This is a genomic window from Buchnera aphidicola (Cinara curtihirsuta) (genome assembly GCF_900698895.1).
GTDB lineage: Bacteria > Pseudomonadota > Gammaproteobacteria > Enterobacterales > Enterobacteriaceae > Buchnera_F > Buchnera_F aphidicola_AX.
This window is the reverse complement of sequence record NZ_LR217700.1, coordinates 409,609-433,209: the sequence shown is the minus strand read 5'-3', so window position 1 is coordinate 433,209 and position 23,601 is coordinate 409,609. Positions and strand designations below refer to the sequence as shown.

Below are 23,601 nucleotides of genomic sequence, written 5' to 3'. Positions count from 1 at the left end.
TATATATATATAAAAAATAAATTGAAATGAAAAATAAATTGTGGTAATATTTTAAAAAATTAGTAAATAAATTGATTATTTTAACTCTTAAAATAAAGATCATATATATGAAATATATAAATTTTTTTATCTCGTATAAAAAATATTTTTTTTCAATTTTATTTTTTTTAATTTTATCTTTATCAATCTGTACTATTGTAATGAATAAAATAAATAAAAAAAAAATATTGAATCAAAATATAGAAGAGTTTGTAAAAATAATAGATGATTTTCAAAAAAAAGAAAAATATTCCCTGGAGTGTAAAAAAAATTTTTTTAAAAAAAATAAAAATATATATGGAACACTTATTGGAATTAATTTGGCAAAACAATTATTTTTTCAAAAAAAATATACAGAATCAATTTTGATATTTAAGGAAATTTTATCGTATACTAAAGAAGAAAATTTAAAAAATTTAATAAATTTAAATTTAGTAAAGGTTTATATTAAACAAAAAAAATTTCCTTTAGCTTTAAAAATAATTAATAATGTTTATGATCAATCTTGGATTAATATATTTAGAAAAAATAAAAAAAATATTCCTTCTTATTGTAAAGAGAAAAAAATGTAATGATTCCAATTATTTCTTTAATAGGTCGATCTAATGTAGGAAAATCTAGTTTATTTAATTTATTAACTAAAACTAATTCTTCACTTATAAGTAATAAAAAAAAAACAACTCGTGATCGAAATTATGGTTTTTGTATAATAAAAAAAAAAAAATTTTGTATTATTGATACAGCAGGAATTGATTTTTTTAAAAAAAAAGAAAAAAAAAATTCTATAAAAATAGAATCTTATAATCAGACAAAATTTTCTATAAAAGAATCACATTTTGTTATTTTTGTTGTAGATGCTTGTGAAGGAATTCAAGAATTAGATTTTTATATTTTAAAAAAAATAAGAAAAGAGAATAAATTTATAATACTTGTAATAAATAAAATTGATAGAATTAGTAATGAAGAAAAAATAATTGATTTTTATCGTTTTGGTATAAAGAAAATTTATAAAATTTCTGTTTCACATAAAAAAGGTTTGTCTAATTTATTGAAAGAAATATATATTTCTTCAAAAAAAATAATAAAAGAAAAAGAAATAAAAACAGTTTTATATGATAAATTTAACTGTCGTATAAAAATAAGAATTTGTTTTATTGGAAAACCTAATGTAGGTAAATCTTCTATTATTAATAGTTTGGTAAATTATAATAGAATAATTACAAGTTCTATACCAGGCACTACTAGAGATATAATTAAAGTTTCATTAAATAATAAAAATATTGAATATATTTTTACAGATACCGCTGGTATAAAAAAAAAAAATAAAAGAAAAATAATTCTAGAAAAAGTTTCTGAAAAAAGATCTATAAATATAATAAATAAAAATAATATATCTATTGTTGTTCTAGATGCTAATACAGAAATTTATGCACAGGATTTATCTATAATTAATTTAGTTATAAAATCAAATTGTACTTTTTTTATAGTAGTAAATAAATGGGATTTAATATTAAAAAGTAAAAAAAATGAAATAAAAAAGATTATTAATAATCGTTTAAAATTTATAAAGAATATTAAAATAATTTATATGTCAGCTCTACATAAAAAGGGATTAAAAAAATTTATTCATCATATTAATTTTATTTATCAAGAATCATTAAAAACTTTTAGTTCTTCATTTTTAACAAAAATATTAAATAAAGCTATAATTCAACATCCTTTACCTGCGGGTGTAACAGGAAAAGTAATACGATTAAAATATGCACATTTAGGTAAAAAAAATCCATTATTTATTATAATTCATGGTACACAAATACAATATGTATCTAGAACATATAAAAAATATTTAATGCATTTCTTTCAAAAAGAATTACAAATCCCGAATACACCCATTCAATTCTTTTTTAAAAAAAGTATAAATCCTTATATAAAATCAATAAATTGAATTATTAAAATTTTATTCATAATATTATTTTTTTTATTCATTTACATAATTAACATTATATATTGGAATTTCAACTTCAATATCTTTAGTTCCTAAACGCGCTTGACATCCTAGACGACTAAATTTTTCTAACCCCCATGCTTTGTCTAATAAATCTTCTTCTTTTTCTTCACATTTTGATAAAGAATAAAATCCTTTTCTTATTATGCAATGACAAGTACAGCATGCGCAAGATTTTTCACAAGCATGTTCCATTTTAATTTTATTTGATAAAGCTATATCAAGAATTGTTTCTCCTGTTTTACCTTTAACAGATAAACCTTTAGGTAAAATAAATTTTTGTGGGTAAAATACTATTTTAGGCATGAAATTTTCCAAAAATATTAAATATTAGTAAAAAATGTTCTTTTTATAAAAAAATAGAATTTTTTATAAAAAAATTTTTAAATTTTAAAAAAGTATATTTGTAATATTATTTAGATTAAATATCTATATTAATAGTACTATTATTTTGATAAATTGTATCAATTTTAATGCTATGTTTAATATTTAATTTTTTTTCTTTAACAATTACTGAAAGTAAACTATCTGTATCTACACGAAATATTACTATTATTTTTATTTTACCAGCTGGTTTCAATGGTAATTTTTGAATTTTAAATTTTGATAATAATTTACAGTTTTTGACATATTTATCCTCTCCTTGAAAAATATTGATACAAAATCCTGTTTGATTATCTTTGCCAGTTGTAAATACTTTAATAACTTCAGTGGGAATTTTAGTATTTTTTAAAATCATTTTTTCCATAATTCCACCTAATAATTCTATACCAATTGAAATTGGTATAATATCTAATAATAATATAGATTTTTCTATATTTTTATTTTTACTAAATAAAAAATTTGCATGTAATCCAGCTCCTTTTGCTACAACTTCTGCTGGATTAATTAAAATTAATGGTTTGATTTTAAAAAATGAAAAAATTTTATTTCGAATTAAAGGAATATATGTAGAACCACCAACTAAAATTACATCATTTATATCACGTTTATTTATTTTAGCATCATTTAAAGCGCATTTTAAAATGTACAATGTTTTATTAATATATTTATTAATTAATTTATTAAATTCTATAACTGTACAATTAATTTCATAATTTAAAAATTTGACTTTTACTGAGTCTTGTATACTTAATTTAATTTTAACTTTTTCAGCAATAATAAGTAAATATTTAAAAATTTTATAATTTAATTTTAATTTATTTTTTATTTTTGAATATAAAAAGTGAGCTAATAAATAATCAAAATCATCGCCACCTAATTTAGGATTGCCATTAGTAGCAAGAACTTCAAATACTCCTTGTGATATTTTTAAAATAGATACATCAAATGTTCCTCCTCCTAAATCATATATACAAATAATCCCTTTTCTTTTTTTTTCTAACCCATATGCTATAGCTGCAGCAGTAGGTTCATTAAGTAAACGTAATATTTTTAATTTAGCTAATTCTACAGATTTTCTTATTATATTTTTTTGTATATTATTAAAGTATGCTGGAACTGTAATTACAATACCATAAATAGACTTATGAAATTTTTTTTCTATTTTTTTCTTCATATAGGTGAAGAATTTTTGAATGATAGAAGAAACAGTTATTTCTCCAATACAAGTATGAAAGATTAATTCTTTTTTATCATTTTCTGAAACATCATATGGAATATTTATTTTTTTTTTTCTTATTTCAGAATAAGACATTCCAATAAATCTTTTTATAGATGATATTGTATTTTTTATATCTTTAGATAAAAATTTTTTTGCTTTCCATCCTATAGAAATTTTTTTTTCATTAAAATTTATAATTGTTGGAAAAAACTTTTTTTTACTAAATTCTTTAATAATTTTAATTTTGTTTTTTTTTACTATAGATATTAAACAATAGGTAGTTCCGAAATCGATCCCTATAGCAATTTTTTTTTTTCTTTCATTTTTTTTCCTTTTTTTTTATATGTTTTTTTTTTATTTTTTTTAATTTTTCTAAAATTTTATAGATAAAAGATATATGAAAAAATATTTTGTTGGCAGAATAAATTTTTTTTTTTTTAATATTTTCACTAAAACTTTTAAAATTAAATGATAATTTATTTTTAATTTTCTTAATAAAAGAATTTATTTGTTTATATGAAACTGGTTTGTCTTTTATTTTTTGTATTTTTTCATATAGTTTAAATTTTTCTAAAAGTATTTCTTTTTTATTAATAGTATAATTTTTTTTAAAAGAAAAATTTTTTTTATGCAATTTTAATAGATAACTTGCTCTAGTAAATTTATTATTTAATATATTAAAACCTTGATTAATTTTAATTGCCATAGATAATTGATTTTTTTTATTAAGAATTTTTTTATTACACATATCTGGATGATATTTTTTCTGTAATTTGTAAAATGTATTAATTAATACTTTTTTATCTATTTTAAATTGTTGAGGTAGTTGGAACAAATGAAAATAATTCATTTTTATGCCTATAAAAATAGATTTTTATTTCTAAAAAAATATTTTTTTAGAAAAAAAATTAAAAAATATAAAACATAAATCAATATATTTTTAATATAATTAGTGCTGAATAAAAATTTATTTAATTTCAGCACTGATAGTATAATATACTAATTTTTTATTTTTACTCGTTTTATTTTTTTATTATAATTTGCAATTGCTTCTTTAATAGCATCTTCAGCTAAAATAGAACAATGAATTTTTACAGGAGGTAATTCTAGTTCTTTTGCTATTTCTGTATTTTTTATTTTTTTAGCTTCGTTTAGAGTTTTTCCTTTTACCCATTCAGTCATTAAAGAACTTGAGGCTATAGCAGATCCACATCCGTATGTCTTAAAACAAGCATCTTCTATAATTCCTTTATTATTTACTTTTATTTGTAGTTTCATCACATCTCCACAAGCAGGAGCTCCAACTAAACTTGTTCCAACATTTTTTTCTTTTTCGGAAAAAGAACCAACATTTCTTGGATTTTCATAATGGTCTAATACTTTCTTACTATATGTCATAATTTTAAATTTCCTATATAAAAAGTATTAATTCCAAAAAATTTTTTTCATATTAATTCCTGATTGAAACATTTCCCAAAGAGGAGACATTTTTCTTAATTTATTAATTGCATTTTTAATCTCTATTATAGCATACTTAATTTCTTCTGACGTTGTAAAACGACCAAAAGAAAATCTAATTGAACTATGCGCTAATTCATCTTTTACCCCGATTGCTCGTAAAACATATGAAGGTTCTAGACTTGCTGATGTGCATGCTGATCCAGAGGAAACTGCTAAATTTTTTAAAGCCATTAATAATGATTCACCTTCAATAAAATTAAAACTTATATTAAGTATATGTTTAGTAACATAGTTAAAATTACTATTTAAATAAATTTCTTCAACTTTATACAAACCTTTCCATAACATATTGCGTAAACATTCAGTATGCAAAATATCCTGATTCATTTTTTTTTTTAATATTTTACAAGCTTCGCCAAATCCAACAATTTGATGAACAGGTAATGTCCCAGAACGAAATCCTCTTTCATGTCCTCCGCCATGTATTTGTGGTGATAATCTTACACGCGGTTTTCGACGAACATATAATGCTCCTATTCCTTTTGGTCCATATATTTTATGAGCAGAAAAAGATAAAAGATCAATATGTATTTTTTTTATATCTATTTTTATTTTTCCAATGCTTTGTGTAGCATCTACATGAAAAAATATTCCTTTTTTTTTACAAAATTTACCAATTTTTTTAATATCTTGAATTGATCCAATTTCATTATTAACGTGCATAATAGAAACTAATATTGTGTTTTTTTTGACTTTTTTTTTAATTTTATATATATCTATAATACCATATTTATTAGGTGTTAAATATGTTACATCACATCCGTTGTTTTCTAAATATCGACAACAATCTAAAACAGATTTATGTTCTATTTTACTAGTGATAATATGTGTATTTTTATTTTTATGAAACTCATAAATTCCTTTAATAGCTAAATTATTTGATTCTGTAGCACCTGAAGTAAAAATTATTTCTCGAGAATCTGAATTAATTAATTTAGCAATTTCATTTCTCGCAATATCTACTGATTCTTCAGCTTCCCATCCAAATTTATGAGATCTAGATGCTGCATTCCCAAAAGTATCATTTATTGAAAAATATTTATTCATTTTTTTTTTCACTTGAGGGTCTACTGGAGTTGTAGCTGCATAATCTAAATAAATAGGAAATTTCATTTTTATATGACCTTATTTAGTTAAATATATATGATTAATTTATTATAATATAAATGTTTACAAATTATTATATATTTTTTTTTTTTTTCTGTATAAATATATTATTTAAAAGATTTGATTAAAAATTCAATTAAGTAGTTTTTTTTAAAAATTTATAAAGATGATTTATTATAAATTATATGCAGTTGTGTTTTTTTTTCTCTCATGTATAATAGTTTTTAATTAATATATTTATATTCATTTATTTTCTACATTCTACAAATTTTTATTTTTTTAGGGGCGTAGTTTAATATGGTAGAGCATCGGTCTCCAAAACCGAAGGTTGGGGGTTCGATTCCCTCCGCCCCTGTTAAAAAATAAAATATATATTTTATTTTCTTATCCTAAAATTTTTTACAATAAATAATTTAATTTATAAAATAATTTATATATTATTATTAATAATTATTTATTTATAAAAAATAGATATTTATAATAATTATTATGATTTATATGTAATTATAATTTTATATGAAATATAAATTTTTATAAAATTTTATCTAAATAAAAATTTTTTTGAATTTTATATGAAAAGAGCAAAATAAATGCCAATATATCGTTCATCTACAACTATTAATGGAAGAAACATGTCCGGAGCAAGAGCGTTATGGCGTGCAACAGGTGTAAAGGATGCGGATTTTGGAAAACCAATTATTGCTGTTGTAAATTCTTTTACAGAATTTGTCCCCGGACACATACATTTACGTGATTTAGGAAAATTAGTTTCTCAAGAAATTATTAAATCTGGAGGAATTTCAAAGGAATTTAATACAATTGCTATTGATGATGGCATTGCTATGGGTCATTCCGGTATGTTATATTCTTTACCATCACGAGAGTTAATTGCAGATTCTATTGAATATATGATAAATGCACACTGTGTAGATGCTATGGTTTGTATTTCTAATTGTGATAAAATTACACCTGGTATGTTATTAGCTTCGTTAAGATTAAATATTCCATCTGTTTTTGTTTCTGGAGGACCTATGGAATCAGGTAAAATTGTATTAAATGATAATATAATTAAAATTGATTTAGTTGATGCTATAGTACACGGAGCTAATAAAAATACTTCAAATAAAATTTTATCTAATATTGAAAATTCTGCTTGTCCAACTTGTGGTTCATGTTCAGGTATGTTTACTGCTAATTCAATGAATTGTTTAACTGAAGCTATTGGACTTGCGTTACCGGGTAACGGTACAATATTAGCTACTCATATTGATAGAAAGAAATTATTTTTAAAAGCTGGTAAAGTTATTGTAAAAAATACGAAAGATTATTACGAAAATAATAATATTAATGTACTACCAAAGAGCATTGTAACAAAATCAACTTTAAAAAATGCTATGATTTTAGACATTGCAATGGGAGGATCAACGAATACTGTTCTTCATCTTCTTGCTATGGCTTATGAAGCTGATATTAATTTTCGTATGGCAGATATTGATTATTTGTCTAGAAAAGTTCCTCATTTATGTAAAATATCACCTAGTACATCATTATATCATATGGAAGACTTACATCGTTCAGGAGGTATATTTGGTATTTTATCTGAATTAAATAAGATTAATTTATTAGATACTTCGGTACATAATATACTTAGATTGACGTTAAAAGATACAATTAAAAAATATGATATTTTTAATAAAAAAAATAAAAAGAACTTTTCTTTTTATACATCAGGACCAGGAGGAATAAAAACTATCATTCCTTTTTCACAGTCATTTAGATGGAATAAATTAGATAAAGATCGTATAAATGGTTGTATTCGTTCTGAAAAATATGCATATAGTAAAGATGGTGGATTAGCTATATTAAAAGGTAATTTAGCAAAAAAAGGAAGTATAATAAAAACCGCTGCTATTGATCAAGATAATATGATTTTTTCAGGACCAGCTAAAGTATATGAAAGTCAGGATGATGCTGTATATGCTATTTTAAATAAAAAAGTTAAATCTGGAGATGTAATAGTAATTCGATATGAAGGACCTTGTGGCGGACCCGGAATGCAAGAAATGTTGTATCCTACTACATATCTAAAATCGATTGGTTTAAATAAAAAATGTGCTCTAATAACAGACGGTCGATTTTCTGGTGGAACATCTGGTATTTCTGTTGGACATATTTCTCCTGAAGCTGCAAATAAAGGATTAATTGCATTGATATATGATGGTGATTTAATTAGTATTAATATTATTAAGCGTAGTATTAAGTTACATATTTCTTCAGAAGAAGAGAATATACGCAGAAAAACAGAAGAAAAAAGAGGAAAAAAAGCATATACACCAAAAAATCGTTTACGAAAAATATCTAATTCTTTGAAAATGTATAGTATTTTTGCTACTAGCGCAGATAAAGGAGCTGTTAGAGATTTAAGGAAAATATGTCTTTAATTTTTTAATTATTATTTATAATAAATAGGAATAAGAATATGAAAAATTTTTTTAATTCTCTCTCTTTTAGAGAACAATTAATTGAGTTAAAAACTGGTTTTTTGATGAAAAAAAATGATTTTTTAAATTCTCAAGAAACACTAAAAGATAAAAAAATTGTTATAGTAGGGTGTGGTGCTCAAGGATTAAATCAAGGATTAAATTTAAGAGATTCTGGTTTTAATGTTTCTTTCGTTCTTCCTAAAAGTTCTATAAAAAATAAATCTATTTCTTGGAGAAATGTTACAAAAGAAAATTTTTATGTAGATATATATGAAAAATTAATTCCTGATGCTGATTTAGTTATTAATCTAACACCAGATAAACAACATTCAAAAGTGGTAAAAAAGTTACAAAAATTAATGAAAAAAGATTCTGTTTTAGGTTATTCTCATGGTTTTAATATTGTTGAAGAAGGAGAAAAAATTCGTTCAGATATTACAGTTATTATGGTTGCTCCTAAGTGCCCAGGAACTGAAGTACGAAAAGAATTTTTAATGGGTTTTGGGGTACCTACTTTAATTGCCGTTCATAAAAAAAATGATCCTTATTTAAAAGGATTAAATATTGCTAAATCATGGGCTTATGGATTAGGTTCTCATAAAGCTGGAGTTCTACAGTCATCTTTTATTGCTGAAGTTAAATCTGATTTAATGGGAGAGCAAACTATTTTATGTGGAATGTTACAGGCTTGCTCATTATCATGTTATGAACATCTTATAAAAAAAGGATATAGTTCTGATTATTCTGCTACATTATTGCAATTTGGATGGGAAAAATTAGCAGAATGTATGAAAGAAGGTGGAATAAAATTATTATTATCTCGTTTATCGAGTGTTTCTAGAATTCGTGTACATGAATTATCTATTCAATTAAAAAGTTTATTAAAGCCGTTGTTTTGTTTACATATGGATGATATTATTTCTGGTGTTTTTTCTAAAAAAATGATTTCTGATTGGAAGTGTGGAGATAAACAATTAATTAAATGGAGAAAAAGTTTAAGAAAATCTAGTTTTGAGAATGCGAGTTTGTATAATAATAGAAAAATTTTGGATTATGAATACTTTGATAAATGTTCTTTAATGGTTGCTATGTTAAAAGCAGGAGTGGAGTTATCTTTTGAAACTATGATTGATACAGGAATTACACCTGAGTCAGCATATTATGAATCACTACATGAACTACCTTTAATAACAAATACTATTTCTAGAAAAAGATTATATGAAATGAATTTAGTGATATCAGATACAGCTGAGTATGGTAGTTATTTATTCTCCAAACGAGCGCTTCCTTTATTAAAAAAATTTTTAACTTCAATTAATAGTGATGATTTAGGAGAATCAATTAAAGAGTCTTGTATTAGTAATGTTCAATTATTAAATTTAAATAATTTAGTTGATAAACATCCTATTGAAAAAATTGGAGAAAAATTACGTTTATATATGAAAATTATGAAATCTAAAGCATATAATGATAAAAACTAATTTAATATAATTATGTATAAAAGTATTTTTGTACAAATATTTTTTTATTTTTTTAAATAAAAAATATTAATTTAAAATTATTTTTATAGTATTACGTTTATGATATTGAATAAAATTCAACAAAAAGCTATTCATATAATTAATAATCCTTGTTTAATTTTAGCTGGAGCTGGTTCGGGAAAAACTAGTGTTATAATTAATAAAATAATAGCATTAATTAAAGTATATCAATATGATCCTAAAAAAATTTTTGCGCTTACATTTACTAATAAAGCAGCTAAAGAAATTGAATTACGTTTATTTGAAAAGTTAACTATTAATCAAATTCAGGATATAACAATATCTACATTTCATTCGCTTGGATTAAAAATTATTCGAAATGAATATAAATTATTAGGTTTAAAATCAAATTTTACTTTATTTGATGAAAGTGAACAATTACGTCTTTTAAAAAATATAATATATAATACGGATAATAGTAATGTTTTTTTTTTAAAAAAATTGCTTTATCAAATTTCTTGCTGGAAAAACAATTTATTAAATCCAAATTTAGCTCGTAAATATATTAATTCTTCTTTAGAAAAGAAATGTATTTTTTTTTATGAACAATATGATTGTTTTCTTAAACAGCATAATATATTAGATTTTAATGATTTAATTTTTTTACCAACTATTTTATTAAAAAATAATATTAATGTTAGATTGCGTTGGCAAAAAAAAATTCAATATTTATTAGTTGATGAATATCAAGATATTAATATTAGTCAATATGAACTAATTAAATTGTTATGCGGTTATAATTCTAATTTTACTGTAGTAGGTGATAATGATCAATCTATTTATTCTTGGAGAGGGGCTCAGCAAAAAATATTTTATTTATTGAAATATGACTTTTCAAACTTAAATATTATTAAAATGGAACAAAATTATCGTTCTTCAGGTTGTATATTACATGCTGCTAATATTTTAATTTCAAATAATACTAATTTTTTTAATAAAAAATTATTTTCTAAGTTAGATTATGGTAATAAAATTTATATAATTATGTCAATTAATGAAATTAATGAAGCTCAAAGAATAATTAAATTTATTAAAAAACATAAAATAAAAAATAATAAAAAATACAAGGATTATGCGATTTTGTATCGTAGTAATTATCAAGCTCGTGTAGTAGAATCAGAATTAATCTGTCAAGATATTCCTTATTATCTTCATTCAGGTCGGTCTTTTTTTGATTCACTAGAAATAAAAGATTTATTAGCATATTTACGATTAATTATAAATCATAATGATGATCTAGCTTTTTTGCGTATTATTAACACTCCTAATCGAAGAATAGGATCAGTTACACTTAAAAAATTGAAAGATTTCGCTCAGACCAACCACATTAGTCTTTTCATTGCTAGTACAGATAAACGAATTACAGTAAAATTAATGAAAAGTGTTGTATTAAGATTAAATAATTTTTCTTTATGGATTTTAAAACTTTCTTCTTTTTTATCTTTTTCACCTGAAAAAATTTTAAAAAATATTCTTCAAGATACAAATTATTTTTCATGGATTATATCTTATTATAATGATGTAATTATTTCAGATAAAAGAATACAAAATATAATTTTTTTCTCAAATCAGTTAAATAAAATGTTAGTTGGTGATAATTTTAATTTACCTATGAAATTAGAAGATGTATTAATACGTTTTTTTTGTGGTGACTTTAATCATTCTATTCAAGATGATAAAAGTAAAAAATTAGATCAATTACAATTAATGACAATACACGCATCAAAAGGATTAGAATTTTCAGTAGTTTGTATTATTGGTGTAGAAGAAGGAACTTTACCTCATAATAAAAGTATTATGGATGGTAATATTACAGAAGAACGTCGTTTAATGTATGTAGGAATTACGAGAGCAAAACATCAATTGCTTCTTAGTTTTTGTAAAAAAAAGAAAAAATTTGGTATGATTGTTGATTTAAAACCAAGTCGTTTTTTATTTGAATTACCAAAAAAAGAAATTTCTTGGATAAAGTATACAATAAAATAAAAATAACAATTTATTTAAAAAAATTGTATATATTATTTTTAATAAAATGTATTAATTTTATATTAAAAATAATTATTTTTAATAGATAAAATTATTATTATTAATAATAATTTTTATTATAAAAAAAATATATGAGGATTTTTATGAAAATAACCAATATTATTGAATTAACAGATCAAAATTTTAAAACAGAAGTTTTTTTGGCATCCAAGTATGTTTTAGTAGATTTTTGGGCAGATTGGTGTGGACCTTGTAAAATATTATCACCTATTTTGGAAGAAATTGCTAATGAATATTTAAAAAAAATTATTATTGGAAAAATTAATATTGATACTAATAAAAAAATTCCTATAAAATATTCTATACGAGGTATTCCTACTTTATTATTATTTAATAAAAATAAAATTATAGGAACTAAGATAGGTGTTTTATCGAAAAAAGACTTAAAAGATTTTTTGGATAAAAAATTATTAGATTAAATAAATTGTTTTATTTTTTTAATTTTTTTATATGGGTGAAAATAATAAAATAAATAATTATTAAAGAAAAATTAATTTTTTATTTATATTTTGAAGAATCACCTTATTATTTACAATAATATCATTATATTTTTATATAAAAAATAACTTATTTAATGTAAATTATTTAATAATTCTATGTATAGTATTTTTTTTATATATAAAATATTTTATAGATTTTTTTCAAATAGATTGAGAAAGTCACTATTATGAATCTTACTGTTTTAAAAAATACATCAGTATCACAGCTTATTATTTTAGGTGAGAAAATTGGTCTTGAAAATTTAGCACGTATACGTAAACAGGATATTATTTTTTCTATACTTAAACAACATTCTAAAAGTGGGGAAGATATATTTGGAGATGGTGTTTTAGAAATTTTACAAGATGGTTTTGGTTTTCTAAGATCTTCAGATAGTTCTTATTTAGCAGGTCCTGATGATATTTATGTATCTCCCAGTCAAATTCGTCGTTTTAATTTAAGAACAGGAGATACAATTTCTGGAAAAATTAGACCTCCTAAAGAAGGTGAACGATATTTTGCTTTATTAAAAGTAAACACAGTAAATTATGACCAACCAGAAAATTCACGTAATAAAATATTATTCGAAAATCTTACCCCTTTACATGCTAATTCTAGATTAAAAATGGAACGAGGTAATGGTTCCAAAGAAGATTTAACCTCAAGAGTTTTAGATTTATCATCTCCAATTGGTAGAGGTCAAAGAGGTTTAATTGTAGCGCCTCCTAAAGCTGGAAAAACGATATTATTACAAAATATAGCACAAAGTATTGCATATAATCATCCTGACTGCTTTTTGATGGTTTTATTAATTGATGAACGACCTGAAGAAGTAACAGAAATGCAACGTTTAGTAAAAGGAGAAGTCGTAGCTTCTACTTTTGATGAACCTGCTTCTAGACATGTTCAAGTTGCAGAAATGGTAATTGAGAGAGCAAAAAGATTAGTTGAACATAAAAAAGATGTTGTTATCTTATTAGATTCAATTACTCGTCTAGCTAGAGCATATAATACTGTTGTTCCGGCTTCAGGGAAGGTTTTAACGGGAGGTGTAGATGCTAATGCTTTACATAGACCTAAGAGATTTTTTGGAGCTGCGCGTAATGTACAAGAAGGTGGTAGTTTAACTATAATTGCTACAGCTTTAATTGATACAGGTTCTAAAATGGATGAAGTAATTTATGAAGAATTTAAAGGAACTGGTAACATGGAATTACCATTGTCTAGAAAAATAGCAGAGAAACGTGTTTTTCCAGCTATAGACTATAATCGTTCAGGTACGAGGAGAGAAGAATTATTAACTATTCCTGAAGAACTACAAAAAATGTGGATTTTACGAAAAATTATTCATCCTATGAGCGAGATAGATGCTATGGAATTTTTAATTAATAAACTATCTATGACAAAAACAAATAATGAGTTTTTTGATATGATGAAAAGATCAAAATAATATTTTTTATAAATATTATTCCTTATATTTAATTTAATTAATTTTTTTTTAAATTTAAAGTTAACTTATATTAAATATAATTTTTTTATATAAAAAAATTATATTTTATTTAATAAATAAAATAAAATACTAGATTTTTTTTATTAGTATATATATACTATAATTTAATAAATAGTAAAAATTTATTTTTATAATAAATATTATTTTTTATATTATATTTATTTCAAATATTTTTGCGTCCGTAGCTCAGTTTGGATGGAGCATTACTTTCCGAAAGTAAAGGTTTCAGGTTCAAATCCTGTCGGACGCAATTTTTATTTATATATTTTTCTTTTTTTTTGGTGGTCATAGCTCAGCAGGTAGAGCTCTGGATTGTGATTCCAGCGGTCATGGGTTCAAACCCCATTGACCACCCAAAATATATTTTTTTAATTTTATTTAAAAAAATAATATAATTAAATTTTTTCAAATAATTAAATAAAATTTTTATAAAATAATATCGGCGAATAGCGCAGTTTGGTAGCGCAACTGGTTTGGGACCAGTGGGTCAGAGGTTCAAATCCTCTTTCGCCGATTATAATAAATTTGTTTATATTTTTATTTTTTAATATTGTTTAAACATGAAAAATATATTATATTTTTTGTTTGATTTAAAAATTCTTTTTCTAAAATATTTGCTATTTTTTTTTTTGTGCGAATGCATTTCCAGGTATTTTTATTAAATGTTAAATGGTATCCTTGATTTGAGGTAGCAATCCATAATTGTTTTAAATATTCTTGTGAATTAATAATAATTTTTTTTTTATTTTTAAATGTTATATTTATCATATTTTCTGAAAATATATAGTCTATATCTATTTTTTCTTCATTTTTGTTTATTATATTTTCTATAATTAATAGTGTTTTTTTAAATTTTTTATTAAATGATAATATATTCATATTTATCCTATTTTTAAATATTTTATTGAATAATTTATTTTAAAATTTAATTATAACATTTATTTTTTTTATATAAGGAGAATTAATTTGTTATTGAAAAAAAACACTATTTTTTTTTCTAAAATGCATGGTTTAGGAAATGATTTTGTTTTAATTGATTCTACAAAATATAATTTTTTTTTTCTTCAAAATTAATAAAAAAATGGTCAGATAGATTTTTAGGTATTGGATTTGATCAGTTATTAATAATTCAAAAATCAGCATCTAAAAAAGCTCATTTTCATTATAGAATTTTTAATTCAAATGGTATAGAAGTTGAGCAATGTGGAAATGGTGCTAGATGTATTGCATATTACTTATTTCTTAAAAGAAAAATCAGTAAAAAAAAAATTTGTGTTAGTACTAAAAATAGATATTTGTTTTTAGAACATGTCGTAAAAAATATTTTTAAAATAAATATGGGTGAACCAATTTTTTCACCTAAAAAGATTCCTTTTTTACAAAAAAATACACAATTATATTATAATATTTATATTGATAAAAAAAAATATTTAATCAGTGTTGTATCTTTAGGTAACCCTCATTGTGTTATTCAGGTAGAAAATATTCATAGTTTTCCTGTTCAAGAGATTGGGTTAAAAATATCAAAGTATTTTTTATTTCCTGAGGGAGTTAATGTTGGATTTATGCAGATAATTTCAAAAAGAAAAATTTTTTTACGAGTATATGAAAGACACGTTGGTGAAACTCAAGCTTGTGGTAGCGGTGCTTGCGCTGCTGTTGCTATAGGGATTAATAATAAAATTTTATATAATTCTGTAACTGTAAAATTACTAAAAGGTAAATTAAAAATTTTTTGGGATGGAATATTAGAACATTCATTATATATGTCAGGGGAAGCTGTGCATGTTTATGATGGAATTATCACATATTAATTTATTTTAATATTATATTTTTTTAAAGAAATTTTTATTATTTAGATATTTTTTTTATTTATTTTTTTTAAAAAAAATATCAATTAAAACAATAGTTTTATTGATTTTATTTTTTATTTTCTATTAAAATAATAATTTTATTGTTTGACTTTTTTTATATAGTGAAGTATATAAGCAATATAAACTAATATTTAAATTAATTTTAAATATATATAAAATTTTTTTATATTAGAAAAATTATATTAATTTTTAATATATACTTAATCAAATATAGATTTTTTTAAAAACATATTTAATTAAAAATTAAATATATATAAAAAAAATATTTTCTATAATTAAAATTTTATATTTTAATTATTTTAATTATTTTTTTTAAAAAATATTTTTATAAATTAATTTTATTGATATCTCGTATTCAATACATATAAAAGGACAGAAATATTATGTCATCAGTTTCTTTAATAAGATCTAATTTTAATCTTAACTCAAAAATCATAAAAAAAATTGATAATGTTCGTATATTACATAATGACTGTTTAAGAGATGTTGATGTTTCTATTATTAATACATCTAATCAAGAATACATGGCGCATGTTATCCCTAAAAGTGAATATGATAGGAAAAATATAGTTTATTCTAATCAAGATACTACTCAGCCATTAGAGCAGGATAAAAATACTAATTTTGTTAATACTGTATCTAGTAAAGAATATTTGGATAATCCAGTGAGTGAATCTGATTTTTTTAATATCTCTCAAAATGGAAATGTAAAATATAATATTCAAGATATTTTTTTAAAAGTGTTTAATAAAGACAATATTAAATGGAATATATTAAATTCTTCTAATTTTTCAGATAAAACTACTCGTGAATCAGAAAAATTACAAGAATCATTTAGAAAATTAATTAAAACAGGCGTTTTAGAAGAAAAATTTTTAACAAATATAAATGATAAAATGGTTTTTTTAAATGGAAAAATGATTCCTTCTTTTGATGCTGTTGATATAATTAATGAGTTTCAAACTTCTATTACAGATTATAAATCACAACAATTAATTTCTACATATTTACACCCTGAAATATTAGAAGTGGCATGGAAAAATTTATCTTTACGTTATCCAGAGGTTCAAGACAGAAAATCTTATAATATTCATTATGCTTATGAAATTGATAATGTTGGTCCGGGTATGTATAAATTAGCAGTAACAAAAATGGCAGATCTACAACCTTCTTATTCAGAAAAAATAGATCAAGTAAATCAATATGCTCTTAGAGCTTCTGTAATTGTTACTAAAGATTCTAACCCAAAAATGAAATATTCATTTTTTGTGCAATAATTATATTAAATTTTAATTATTTGTTAATTTTATAGAATTTATATATTTTTGCATATATTTAGAATTGATTCCTTTTCATATGAGAATCAATTCTAAAGTAAATGATTTTTTATAAAATTAATTATTACCAATAATTTTCACTTGTTATATGTCCTGGTTTTCTACGAAAATGTTTTCTCATTTTTTTTAATGAAAATAATATTTTTTGTGTATCTTTTATCATATTAGGATTTCCGCATAACATTACATGTGATTTTTTTTTGTTTAGTGGTTCTTGTATAGATTTTTCTAATTCTCCTGAAGAAATTAAATTAGTTACACGTCCATACAGATATTTTTTATTTTTTTCTTGACTTAATATTATTTTTATTTTTATTTTTTTTTTATATTTTTTTTTTATTTTTTTAAATAATTCTAAATAATTTAAATCTTCACTATATTTTACTGCGTAAATTAAAATTATTTTTTTAAATTTACTTAGCACATTTTCATGTTGTAGTATAGAACAATATGGTCCTAAAGCTGTGCCGGTAGCAATCATCCAAATATTTTCTTTATTTGGTAATTCTGAAAAAGTAAAAAAACCAAATGAATTTTTTTTAATAAAAATTTTATTATCATAAATATTATATAATTTTGGAGTAAGTTTTCCTTTATTAATTAACAGAATATAAAATTCTAAATTTTTATTATTAGGTTTATTAACAAATGAATAAGCTCTTTGTATTCTTTTTTTTTTTGAGTTTATATATGACAATTTTGTAAATTGACCAGCTATAAAAGAATTAATAGGAGCTTTTATAATCAATGTAAATAAATTATTTTTCCATTTTTTTATATTTATTAATTCTACTTCTAACCATTGATTCATAAAATAGCATTCCAATAATATGTTTTATATAAAAATTTGTTTATATGAGTATTAATTGTATTAAATATACGTAAAATATTTATTTTTTTTGATTAATTTTGTTTTTATAAAGAAAATACTATTTTTTATATATATTTTATAAAATTTATTTAAAAAATTACTAACATAAATATATTTAATAAATATATTATGCATAATATATATATAAAAATTTTTTTTAAAAAAATTTATATCTTTTTTAAAGATAAAAATTTTTTTTTAAATATATAACTTATTCTTTTTATTATATCAATATATATTTTATATTTGAATGGTAACGTTATGGTTTTAGAAGTATTTTCTAATTTAGAGGTAAAAGTACAGGAATCTGTAGATTATATCTCGTCATTAAAATTAAAAATTAATGATTTAGAATTAAAAAATAAAAATTTAAAGAAAAAATTAAAAAATGTTTATTCTTTAAAAGAGCGTATTGAAAAAAAAAATCTTCTTATACAAGAAGAAAGAATTAAATGGAAGAATAAAATTAGATCTCTTTTAGAAAAAATTAATCATTTAGAATGATTAATTTTTAATTATTTTTAAATAAAATAGCAGTTAATAATTGCCTGACCTAGACAGCTATGTCTAAGATTGGCAATTATTTTAATAAAAATATTTTTTTAAATTAAATATATTTAAATTTTTTTATAAAATAAATCTACTTAAATCTTGATTTTCTACTAGTTTATCTAAATGTAGACTAACATAATTTTCATCAATATAGATTTTTTTCCCAGCTTGCTCACTTGAATGAAATGAAATTTCTTCCATTAATTTTTCTAATACTGTATATAATCTACGAGCTCCAATATTTTCCATGGATTCATTTATTTTCCATGAAGCTTCTGCTATTTTACGAATACCTTTTTTTGTAAAAATAATATCTACTCCTTCTGTTTTTATTAAAGCAATGTACTGTGTTGTAATTGATGCATTTGGTTCTGTAAGTATTCTTTCAAAATCATCTATTGTTAGTGCGTTTAACTCTACTCGTATAGGAAGTCTTCCTTGTAATTCTGGTATTAAATCAGAAGGAGTGGATGTTTGAAAAGCTCCTGATGCAATAAATAAGATATGGTCAGTTTTTACAGCCCCGTGTTTTGTAGATACGGTACATCCTTCTATTAAAGGTAAGAGATCTCTTTGTACGCCCTCTCTAGATACATCAGAGTTTGATGAAGAAGAATGATGTCTACAAATTTTATCAATCTCATCAATAAAAACAATACTATTTTGTTCTACTGAATATATAGCTTGTTCTTTTAATTCTTCTAAATTTAATAATTTTGTTGCTTCTTCTTCAATTATTAATTTCATTGCATCTTTAATTTTTAATTTACGTAAATTTTTTTTTTTACCTCCTAAATTTTGAAATAAAGATTGTAATTGATTTGTTAGTTCTTCCATTCCTGGAGGTGACATTATTTCTATACCAATAGGTGTAGAAGAAACTTGTATTTCAATTTCTTTGTTATCAAGTTTTCCTTCGCGAAGTTTTTTACGAAAAATTTTTATTGTATTTTCTGGTTTTTCTACTGAATTATCTTTATTCCATTGATTATCTGGTACTGGTATTAATATTTTTAAAATTTTTTCTTCCGCACGTTTTTTTGCTTGTTCTTTATTTTTTTCAATATTTTGTGTGCGAATCATTTTTATTGCTAAATCAGTTAAATCACGAATTATAGAATCAACCTCTTTTCCTACATAACCTACTTCAGTAAACTTTGTTGCTTCTACTTTTATAAAAGGCGCATTAGCTAGTTTAGATAGTCTACGTGCAATTTCTGTTTTTCCTACCCCGGTCGGACCTATCATTAAAATATTTTTGGGTGTTATTTCATGACGTAATTCTGAATTTAATTGCATTCTTCTCCATCTATTTCTTAAAGCAATAGCAACAGCACGTTTAGCATTATCTTGTCCAATTATATATTTATTTAATTCTTCTACAATGGCTTGAGGAGTCATTTCGGACATTCATGTTTCCTTATTATTTTTTTGAGTGTATTTCATGTATAGTAAATGATTTATTTGTATATATACAAATATTTGCTGCAATTTTTAAGGATTTTTTAACTATTGTAGTTGCATTTAAATTAGTATTTTTAATTAAAGCATAAGCTGCTGATTGAGCAAATGGTCCCCCAGAACCAATTGCTATAATATCATTTTCAGGTTGTATTACATCTCCGGTTCCTGTTATAATTAAAGAATTTTTTTTATCTGCTACTGCTAATAAAGCTTCTAGTTTTCTTAGTAATCTATTATTTCTCCAATCTTTTGCTAATTCTACTGCAGATCTTTGTAATTGTCCTTGATATTTTTCTAATTTTTTTTCAAATAATTCAAATAATGTAAAAGCATCAGCAGTTCCTCCAGCAAAACCTGCGATTACTTGATTTTTATAAATTAAACGAACTTTTTTTACATTACTTTTCATAATAGTATGTCCAAAAGTAGCTTGTCCATCTCCACCTATTGCTACTTTTCCCTGCACTCGAACACTTAATATAGTAGTCATAATTAATAGATTCTCTTATTTTAATAATTATATATATCTTAATTTTTAAGAATATATTTTTTATTTTTAGTATGTATATTTTTGTACAATTAAATATTGATTTTAAAAAATATTACATATACTATATGTATAGTTTTTATTAAAAATAAAAATTATTATAATAAAATTTAGTATAAGAATAGAAATTATTATTTCTAATATTATTGGTATTAGTATACTTTATATAGAGAATATATTATGAAAAAAAATATTCATCCAGAATATAAAAAAATTTTTGCAATCTGTTCGTGTGGATATAAAATTCCTATTTTTTCTACTAAAAATAGTGATATGTTGCTTGATTTATGTTCACAGTGTCATCCTTTTTATACAGGAAAACAGAGAACCACAAATAATAAAGGGAGAATAAAAAGATTTCAAAAACGTTTTAATTTTTTGGAAATAAAATAAAGGATTATTTTTTTTATAAAATAATATTTTTTTTAAAATATAAAAATTATATTTTTGTATTATTTATTTTGTTTATAATTTTTTAATTATAATAATTTTTATTAAATTAAATTGTATAATAAGGGATTATATTAACAATAAAATTATTTTAAAAAAATGTAATATAAAAAAATTTTTTTATTTTAATTTTTAAGAATAGTTAAAATTAACAATTTTAAGCGGGAAACGAGATTTGAACTCGTGACCGCAACCTTGGCAAGGTTGTGCTCTACCGACTGAGCTATTCCCGCGATAAATTATCATTCTTGATTATATAAAAATTATTTTTTTTTTGCAAGAATTATTTAAAATATTATTTATATAAAAATTTTTTTAAAGAAATTTATTATTTTTATTAATTTATAATTATATTATATTTATATGTTTTTATGTGAAAAATTTTATTATTTTGTTTCAAGTTAATAGAAATATTTTTTTAATGCATTTTTATATATGGTAATGAATTTTCATTGTTTTGTGAAGTTATTTCAATAAAAAGGTTATATATGAAAAATATTAATCCAACAAAGACTAATGCGTGGAAACAATTACACAATCATTTTTTTGATATTAAAAATATTCATATTAAAGATTTATTTAGTTTAGATAAAAATAGATTTACAAATTATTCTATTATTTTTAATAATGAAATTTTAGTAGATTTTTCTAAAAATCGTATTACTAAAAAAACTTTACAATTATTATTAGATCTTGCTAAAGAATGTGATTTAAGTGAGGCTATAAAAAATATGTTTTTAGGAAAGTTAATTAATAAAACTGAAAATAGATCAGTTTTACATATCGCTCTACGTAATAAATTAAATAAAAAAATTATTGTTAATAATTCAGATATTATGTTTTCTGTAAAAAAAGAATTAAAAAAAATAAAAAATTTTTCTAATAAAATAATTAAAGGTATCTGGAAAGGGTATACTGGAAAAAGTATATCAGATATTGTAAATATTGGTATTGGTGGATCACACTTAGGTCCTTATATGGTTACTGAATCTTTGAAAGCTTATAAAAATCATTTAAATATTCATTATGTATCTAATATTGATGGAACTAATATTATTGAAGTATTAAAAAAAGTTAATTTAGAAACAACTATTTTTTTAATAGCTTCTAAATCATTTTCTACTGATGAAACTATTAGTAATGCTAATTATTTAAAAGATCAATTTTTTTTTAAAACCAATTCTATTAATTATTTTTCTAAGCATTGTTTTGCTTTATGTGAAAATACTAATGCTGCATTAAATTTTGGTATTTATAAAAAAAATATTTTTAAATTTTGGGATTGGGTTGGGGGTCGTTATTCTTTATGGTCTGCTGCTGGTTTATCTATTGCTTTATCAATAGGATTTAAAAATTTTGAATTGTTATTATATGGCGCATATGTCATGGATCAACATTTCTTGAATGAAAAATTATCTACTAATATTCCTGTGATATTAGCTCTAATAAGTATTTGGTACACAAATTTTTTTTATACAGAAACAGAGGCAATTTTTCCTTATGATGAGTATATGCATGTTTTTCCTGATTATTTACAACAAAGTTTTATGGAATCTAACGGTAAATCTATAGATCGAAATGGAAATTTAGTTACTTGGAATACTAGTCCAATTATTTGGGGTCAATCTGGTACGAATAGTCAACATTCCTTTTTTCAATTATTGCATCAAGGAACAAATTTAGTACCGTGTGATTTTATTATTCCTTCTATTAGTCATAATCCTATTAATAATCATCATAAAAAATTATTATCAAATTTTTTAGCGCAGACTCAATCTTTAGCTTTTGGTAATGATTTTTATATTAATGAAAATAAAATATCAAACAATTTTATTAAAAATAAAAATACATTTTATAAATGTTGTAGTGGTAATAAACCGAGCAATTCTATTATTTTAAAAAAAATTACTCCATATTCTTTAGGTTCTTTAATTTCATTATATGAACATAAGATTTTTGTTCAAGGTATTATTTTAAACATATTTAGTTTTGATCAATGGGGTGTAGAATTAGGAAAATCTGTAGCAAAAGATATATATCACGATTTATTTTGTAATAATATTCAGAAAAAATATGACAGTTCTACTATTGGATTATTTAAAATGTACAAGAAATGGAATAATTTTTAATATAAATTAATAATAATTTTTAAATTAAAAGGTATTATTATT

At 21.9% G+C, this 23,601-nt stretch carries 20 protein-coding genes, 5 tRNA genes and 1 pseudogene; 16 read left to right on the top strand and 10 right to left on the bottom strand.

From position 1 onward, the window contains the following. Positions 1 to 107: 107 nt before the first annotated feature. Positions 108 to 611, top strand: a complete 504-nt coding sequence (locus BUCICURT3053_RS02040) for a tetratricopeptide repeat protein (RefSeq protein ID WP_154061339.1) — start codon at positions 108 to 110, stop codon at positions 609 to 611. Beyond that, positions 611 to 1,984, top strand: a complete 1,374-nt coding sequence (der, locus tag BUCICURT3053_RS02035) for a ribosome biogenesis GTPase Der (RefSeq protein ID WP_154061338.1) — start codon at positions 611 to 613, stop codon at positions 1,982 to 1,984. The genes BUCICURT3053_RS02040 and der overlap by 1 nt, the downstream gene beginning before the upstream one ends. A gap of 33 nt (positions 1,985 to 2,017) precedes the next feature. Here the strand turns inward: der and fdx are convergent, their stop codons facing one another. The 5 genes from fdx to BUCICURT3053_RS02010 form a co-directional block, all read right to left on the bottom strand. Continuing rightward, on the bottom strand, positions 2,018 to 2,350 hold the full coding sequence (gene fdx, locus BUCICURT3053_RS02030; RefSeq protein WP_154061337.1) for an ISC system 2Fe-2S type ferredoxin: 333 nt from the start codon (positions 2,348 to 2,350) through the stop codon (positions 2,018 to 2,020). A 115-nt stretch (positions 2,351 to 2,465) separates the two neighbouring features. Further along, positions 2,466 to 3,908, bottom strand: coding sequence for an Hsp70 family protein (locus BUCICURT3053_RS02025; RefSeq protein WP_232037268.1), 1,443 nt, complete (start codon positions 3,906 to 3,908; stop codon positions 2,466 to 2,468). 58 nt (positions 3,909 to 3,966) lie between these two features. After that, complete coding sequence (gene hscB / locus BUCICURT3053_RS02020) at positions 3,967 to 4,497, bottom strand: Fe-S protein assembly co-chaperone HscB (RefSeq protein WP_154061335.1); 531 nt, start codon at positions 4,495 to 4,497, stop codon at positions 3,967 to 3,969. A gap of 149 nt (positions 4,498 to 4,646) precedes the next feature. Then, positions 4,647 to 5,045: a Fe-S cluster assembly scaffold IscU gene (gene iscU / locus BUCICURT3053_RS02015; RefSeq protein WP_154061334.1), complete on the bottom strand. Its 399-nt coding sequence runs from the start codon at positions 5,043 to 5,045 to the stop codon at positions 4,647 to 4,649. 27 nt (positions 5,046 to 5,072) lie between these two features. Beyond that, positions 5,073 to 6,281: an IscS subfamily cysteine desulfurase gene (locus tag BUCICURT3053_RS02010; protein WP_154061333.1), complete on the bottom strand. Its 1,209-nt coding sequence runs from the start codon at positions 6,279 to 6,281 to the stop codon at positions 5,073 to 5,075. Between the two features lie 275 nt (positions 6,282 to 6,556). On the opposite strand from BUCICURT3053_RS02010, the gene BUCICURT3053_RS02005 reads away from it, so the two are divergent. From BUCICURT3053_RS02005 to BUCICURT3053_RS01965, 9 genes are all read left to right on the top strand, one after another. Further along, a tRNA-Trp gene (locus BUCICURT3053_RS02005) sits at positions 6,557 to 6,630 on the top strand. Positions 6,631 to 6,865: 235 nt separating this feature from the next. Continuing rightward, on the top strand, positions 6,866 to 8,716 hold the full coding sequence (gene ilvD / locus BUCICURT3053_RS02000; RefSeq protein ID WP_154061332.1) for a dihydroxy-acid dehydratase: 1,851 nt from the start codon (positions 6,866 to 6,868) through the stop codon (positions 8,714 to 8,716). A gap of 38 nt (positions 8,717 to 8,754) precedes the next feature. Further along, positions 8,755 to 10,239 (top strand): ketol-acid reductoisomerase, encoded by a 1,485-nt coding sequence (ilvC, locus tag BUCICURT3053_RS01995; RefSeq protein ID WP_154061331.1) that lies wholly within the window; start codon positions 8,755 to 8,757, stop codon positions 10,237 to 10,239. A 99-nt stretch (positions 10,240 to 10,338) separates the two neighbouring features. Continuing rightward, positions 10,339 to 12,285, top strand: coding sequence for a UvrD-helicase domain-containing protein (locus tag BUCICURT3053_RS01990; RefSeq protein ID WP_154061330.1), 1,947 nt, complete (start codon positions 10,339 to 10,341; stop codon positions 12,283 to 12,285). A 143-nt stretch (positions 12,286 to 12,428) separates the two neighbouring features. Continuing rightward, a complete protein-coding gene (trxA, locus tag BUCICURT3053_RS01985; protein WP_154061329.1) occupies positions 12,429 to 12,764 on the top strand; it encodes a thioredoxin in 336 nt (111 codons plus the stop codon). A gap of 248 nt (positions 12,765 to 13,012) precedes the next feature. Continuing rightward, positions 13,013 to 14,275 (top strand): transcription termination factor Rho, encoded by a 1,263-nt coding sequence (gene rho / locus BUCICURT3053_RS01980; protein ID WP_154061328.1) that lies wholly within the window; start codon positions 13,013 to 13,015, stop codon positions 14,273 to 14,275. Between the two features lie 235 nt (positions 14,276 to 14,510). Further along, a tRNA-Arg gene (locus BUCICURT3053_RS01975) sits at positions 14,511 to 14,585 on the top strand. A gap of 31 nt (positions 14,586 to 14,616) precedes the next feature. After that, positions 14,617 to 14,689: transfer RNA gene (locus BUCICURT3053_RS01970), tRNA-His, on the top strand. A gap of 86 nt (positions 14,690 to 14,775) precedes the next feature. Next, positions 14,776 to 14,849 (top strand) — tRNA-Pro (locus BUCICURT3053_RS01965). Between the two features lie 23 nt (positions 14,850 to 14,872). On the opposite strand, the gene cyaY is transcribed toward BUCICURT3053_RS01965, so the two are convergent. Beyond that, complete coding sequence (gene cyaY / locus BUCICURT3053_RS01960) at positions 14,873 to 15,214, bottom strand: iron donor protein CyaY (protein WP_154061327.1); 342 nt, start codon at positions 15,212 to 15,214, stop codon at positions 14,873 to 14,875. A gap of 123 nt (positions 15,215 to 15,337) precedes the next feature. Here cyaY and dapF point away from each other — a divergent pair. After that, positions 15,338 to 16,149 (top strand): annotated as a pseudogene (dapF, locus tag BUCICURT3053_RS01955) (diaminopimelate epimerase). Between the two features lie 443 nt (positions 16,150 to 16,592). Continuing rightward, positions 16,593 to 17,486 (top strand): hypothetical protein, encoded by an 894-nt coding sequence (locus BUCICURT3053_RS01950; protein ID WP_154061326.1) that lies wholly within the window; start codon positions 16,593 to 16,595, stop codon positions 17,484 to 17,486. Between the two features lie 124 nt (positions 17,487 to 17,610). Here BUCICURT3053_RS01950 and BUCICURT3053_RS01945 read toward each other — a convergent pair whose 3' ends face one another. Next, the gene (locus BUCICURT3053_RS01945; RefSeq protein WP_154061325.1) at positions 17,611 to 18,357 is read right to left on the bottom strand and encodes a ferredoxin--NADP reductase; all 747 of its coding nucleotides are present in this window, start codon (positions 18,355 to 18,357) and stop codon (positions 17,611 to 17,613) included. A gap of 321 nt (positions 18,358 to 18,678) precedes the next feature. On the opposite strand from BUCICURT3053_RS01945, the gene zapB reads away from it, so the two are divergent. Then, positions 18,679 to 18,921 carry a cell division protein ZapB gene (gene zapB, locus BUCICURT3053_RS01940; RefSeq protein ID WP_154061324.1) on the top strand — a complete coding sequence of 81 codons (243 nt, stop codon included), beginning with the start codon at positions 18,679 to 18,681 and terminating at the stop codon, positions 18,919 to 18,921. Positions 18,922 to 19,044: 123 nt separating this feature from the next. Here zapB and hslU read toward each other — a convergent pair whose 3' ends face one another. Beyond that, positions 19,045 to 20,379, bottom strand: coding sequence for an HslU--HslV peptidase ATPase subunit (gene hslU, locus BUCICURT3053_RS01935; protein ID WP_154061323.1), 1,335 nt, complete (start codon positions 20,377 to 20,379; stop codon positions 19,045 to 19,047). A 13-nt stretch (positions 20,380 to 20,392) separates the two neighbouring features. Next, the gene (hslV, locus tag BUCICURT3053_RS01930) at positions 20,393 to 20,923 is read right to left on the bottom strand and encodes an ATP-dependent protease subunit HslV (protein ID WP_154061322.1); all 531 of its coding nucleotides are present in this window, start codon (positions 20,921 to 20,923) and stop codon (positions 20,393 to 20,395) included. A gap of 237 nt (positions 20,924 to 21,160) precedes the next feature. Here hslV and rpmE point away from each other — a divergent pair, with 237 nt between their 5' ends. After that, positions 21,161 to 21,373: a 50S ribosomal protein L31 gene (rpmE, locus tag BUCICURT3053_RS01925; RefSeq protein ID WP_154061321.1), complete on the top strand. Its 213-nt coding sequence runs from the start codon at positions 21,161 to 21,163 to the stop codon at positions 21,371 to 21,373. A 217-nt stretch (positions 21,374 to 21,590) separates the two neighbouring features. Here rpmE and BUCICURT3053_RS01920 read toward each other — a convergent pair. Further along, positions 21,591 to 21,663: transfer RNA gene (locus BUCICURT3053_RS01920), tRNA-Gly, on the bottom strand. Positions 21,664 to 21,918: 255 nt separating this feature from the next. Between BUCICURT3053_RS01920 and pgi the strand changes: the two genes are divergently transcribed. Continuing rightward, the gene (pgi, locus tag BUCICURT3053_RS01915; RefSeq protein WP_154061320.1) at positions 21,919 to 23,559 is read left to right on the top strand and encodes a glucose-6-phosphate isomerase; all 1,641 of its coding nucleotides are present in this window, start codon (positions 21,919 to 21,921) and stop codon (positions 23,557 to 23,559) included. The last annotated feature ends 42 nt before the right edge of the window (positions 23,560 to 23,601 follow it).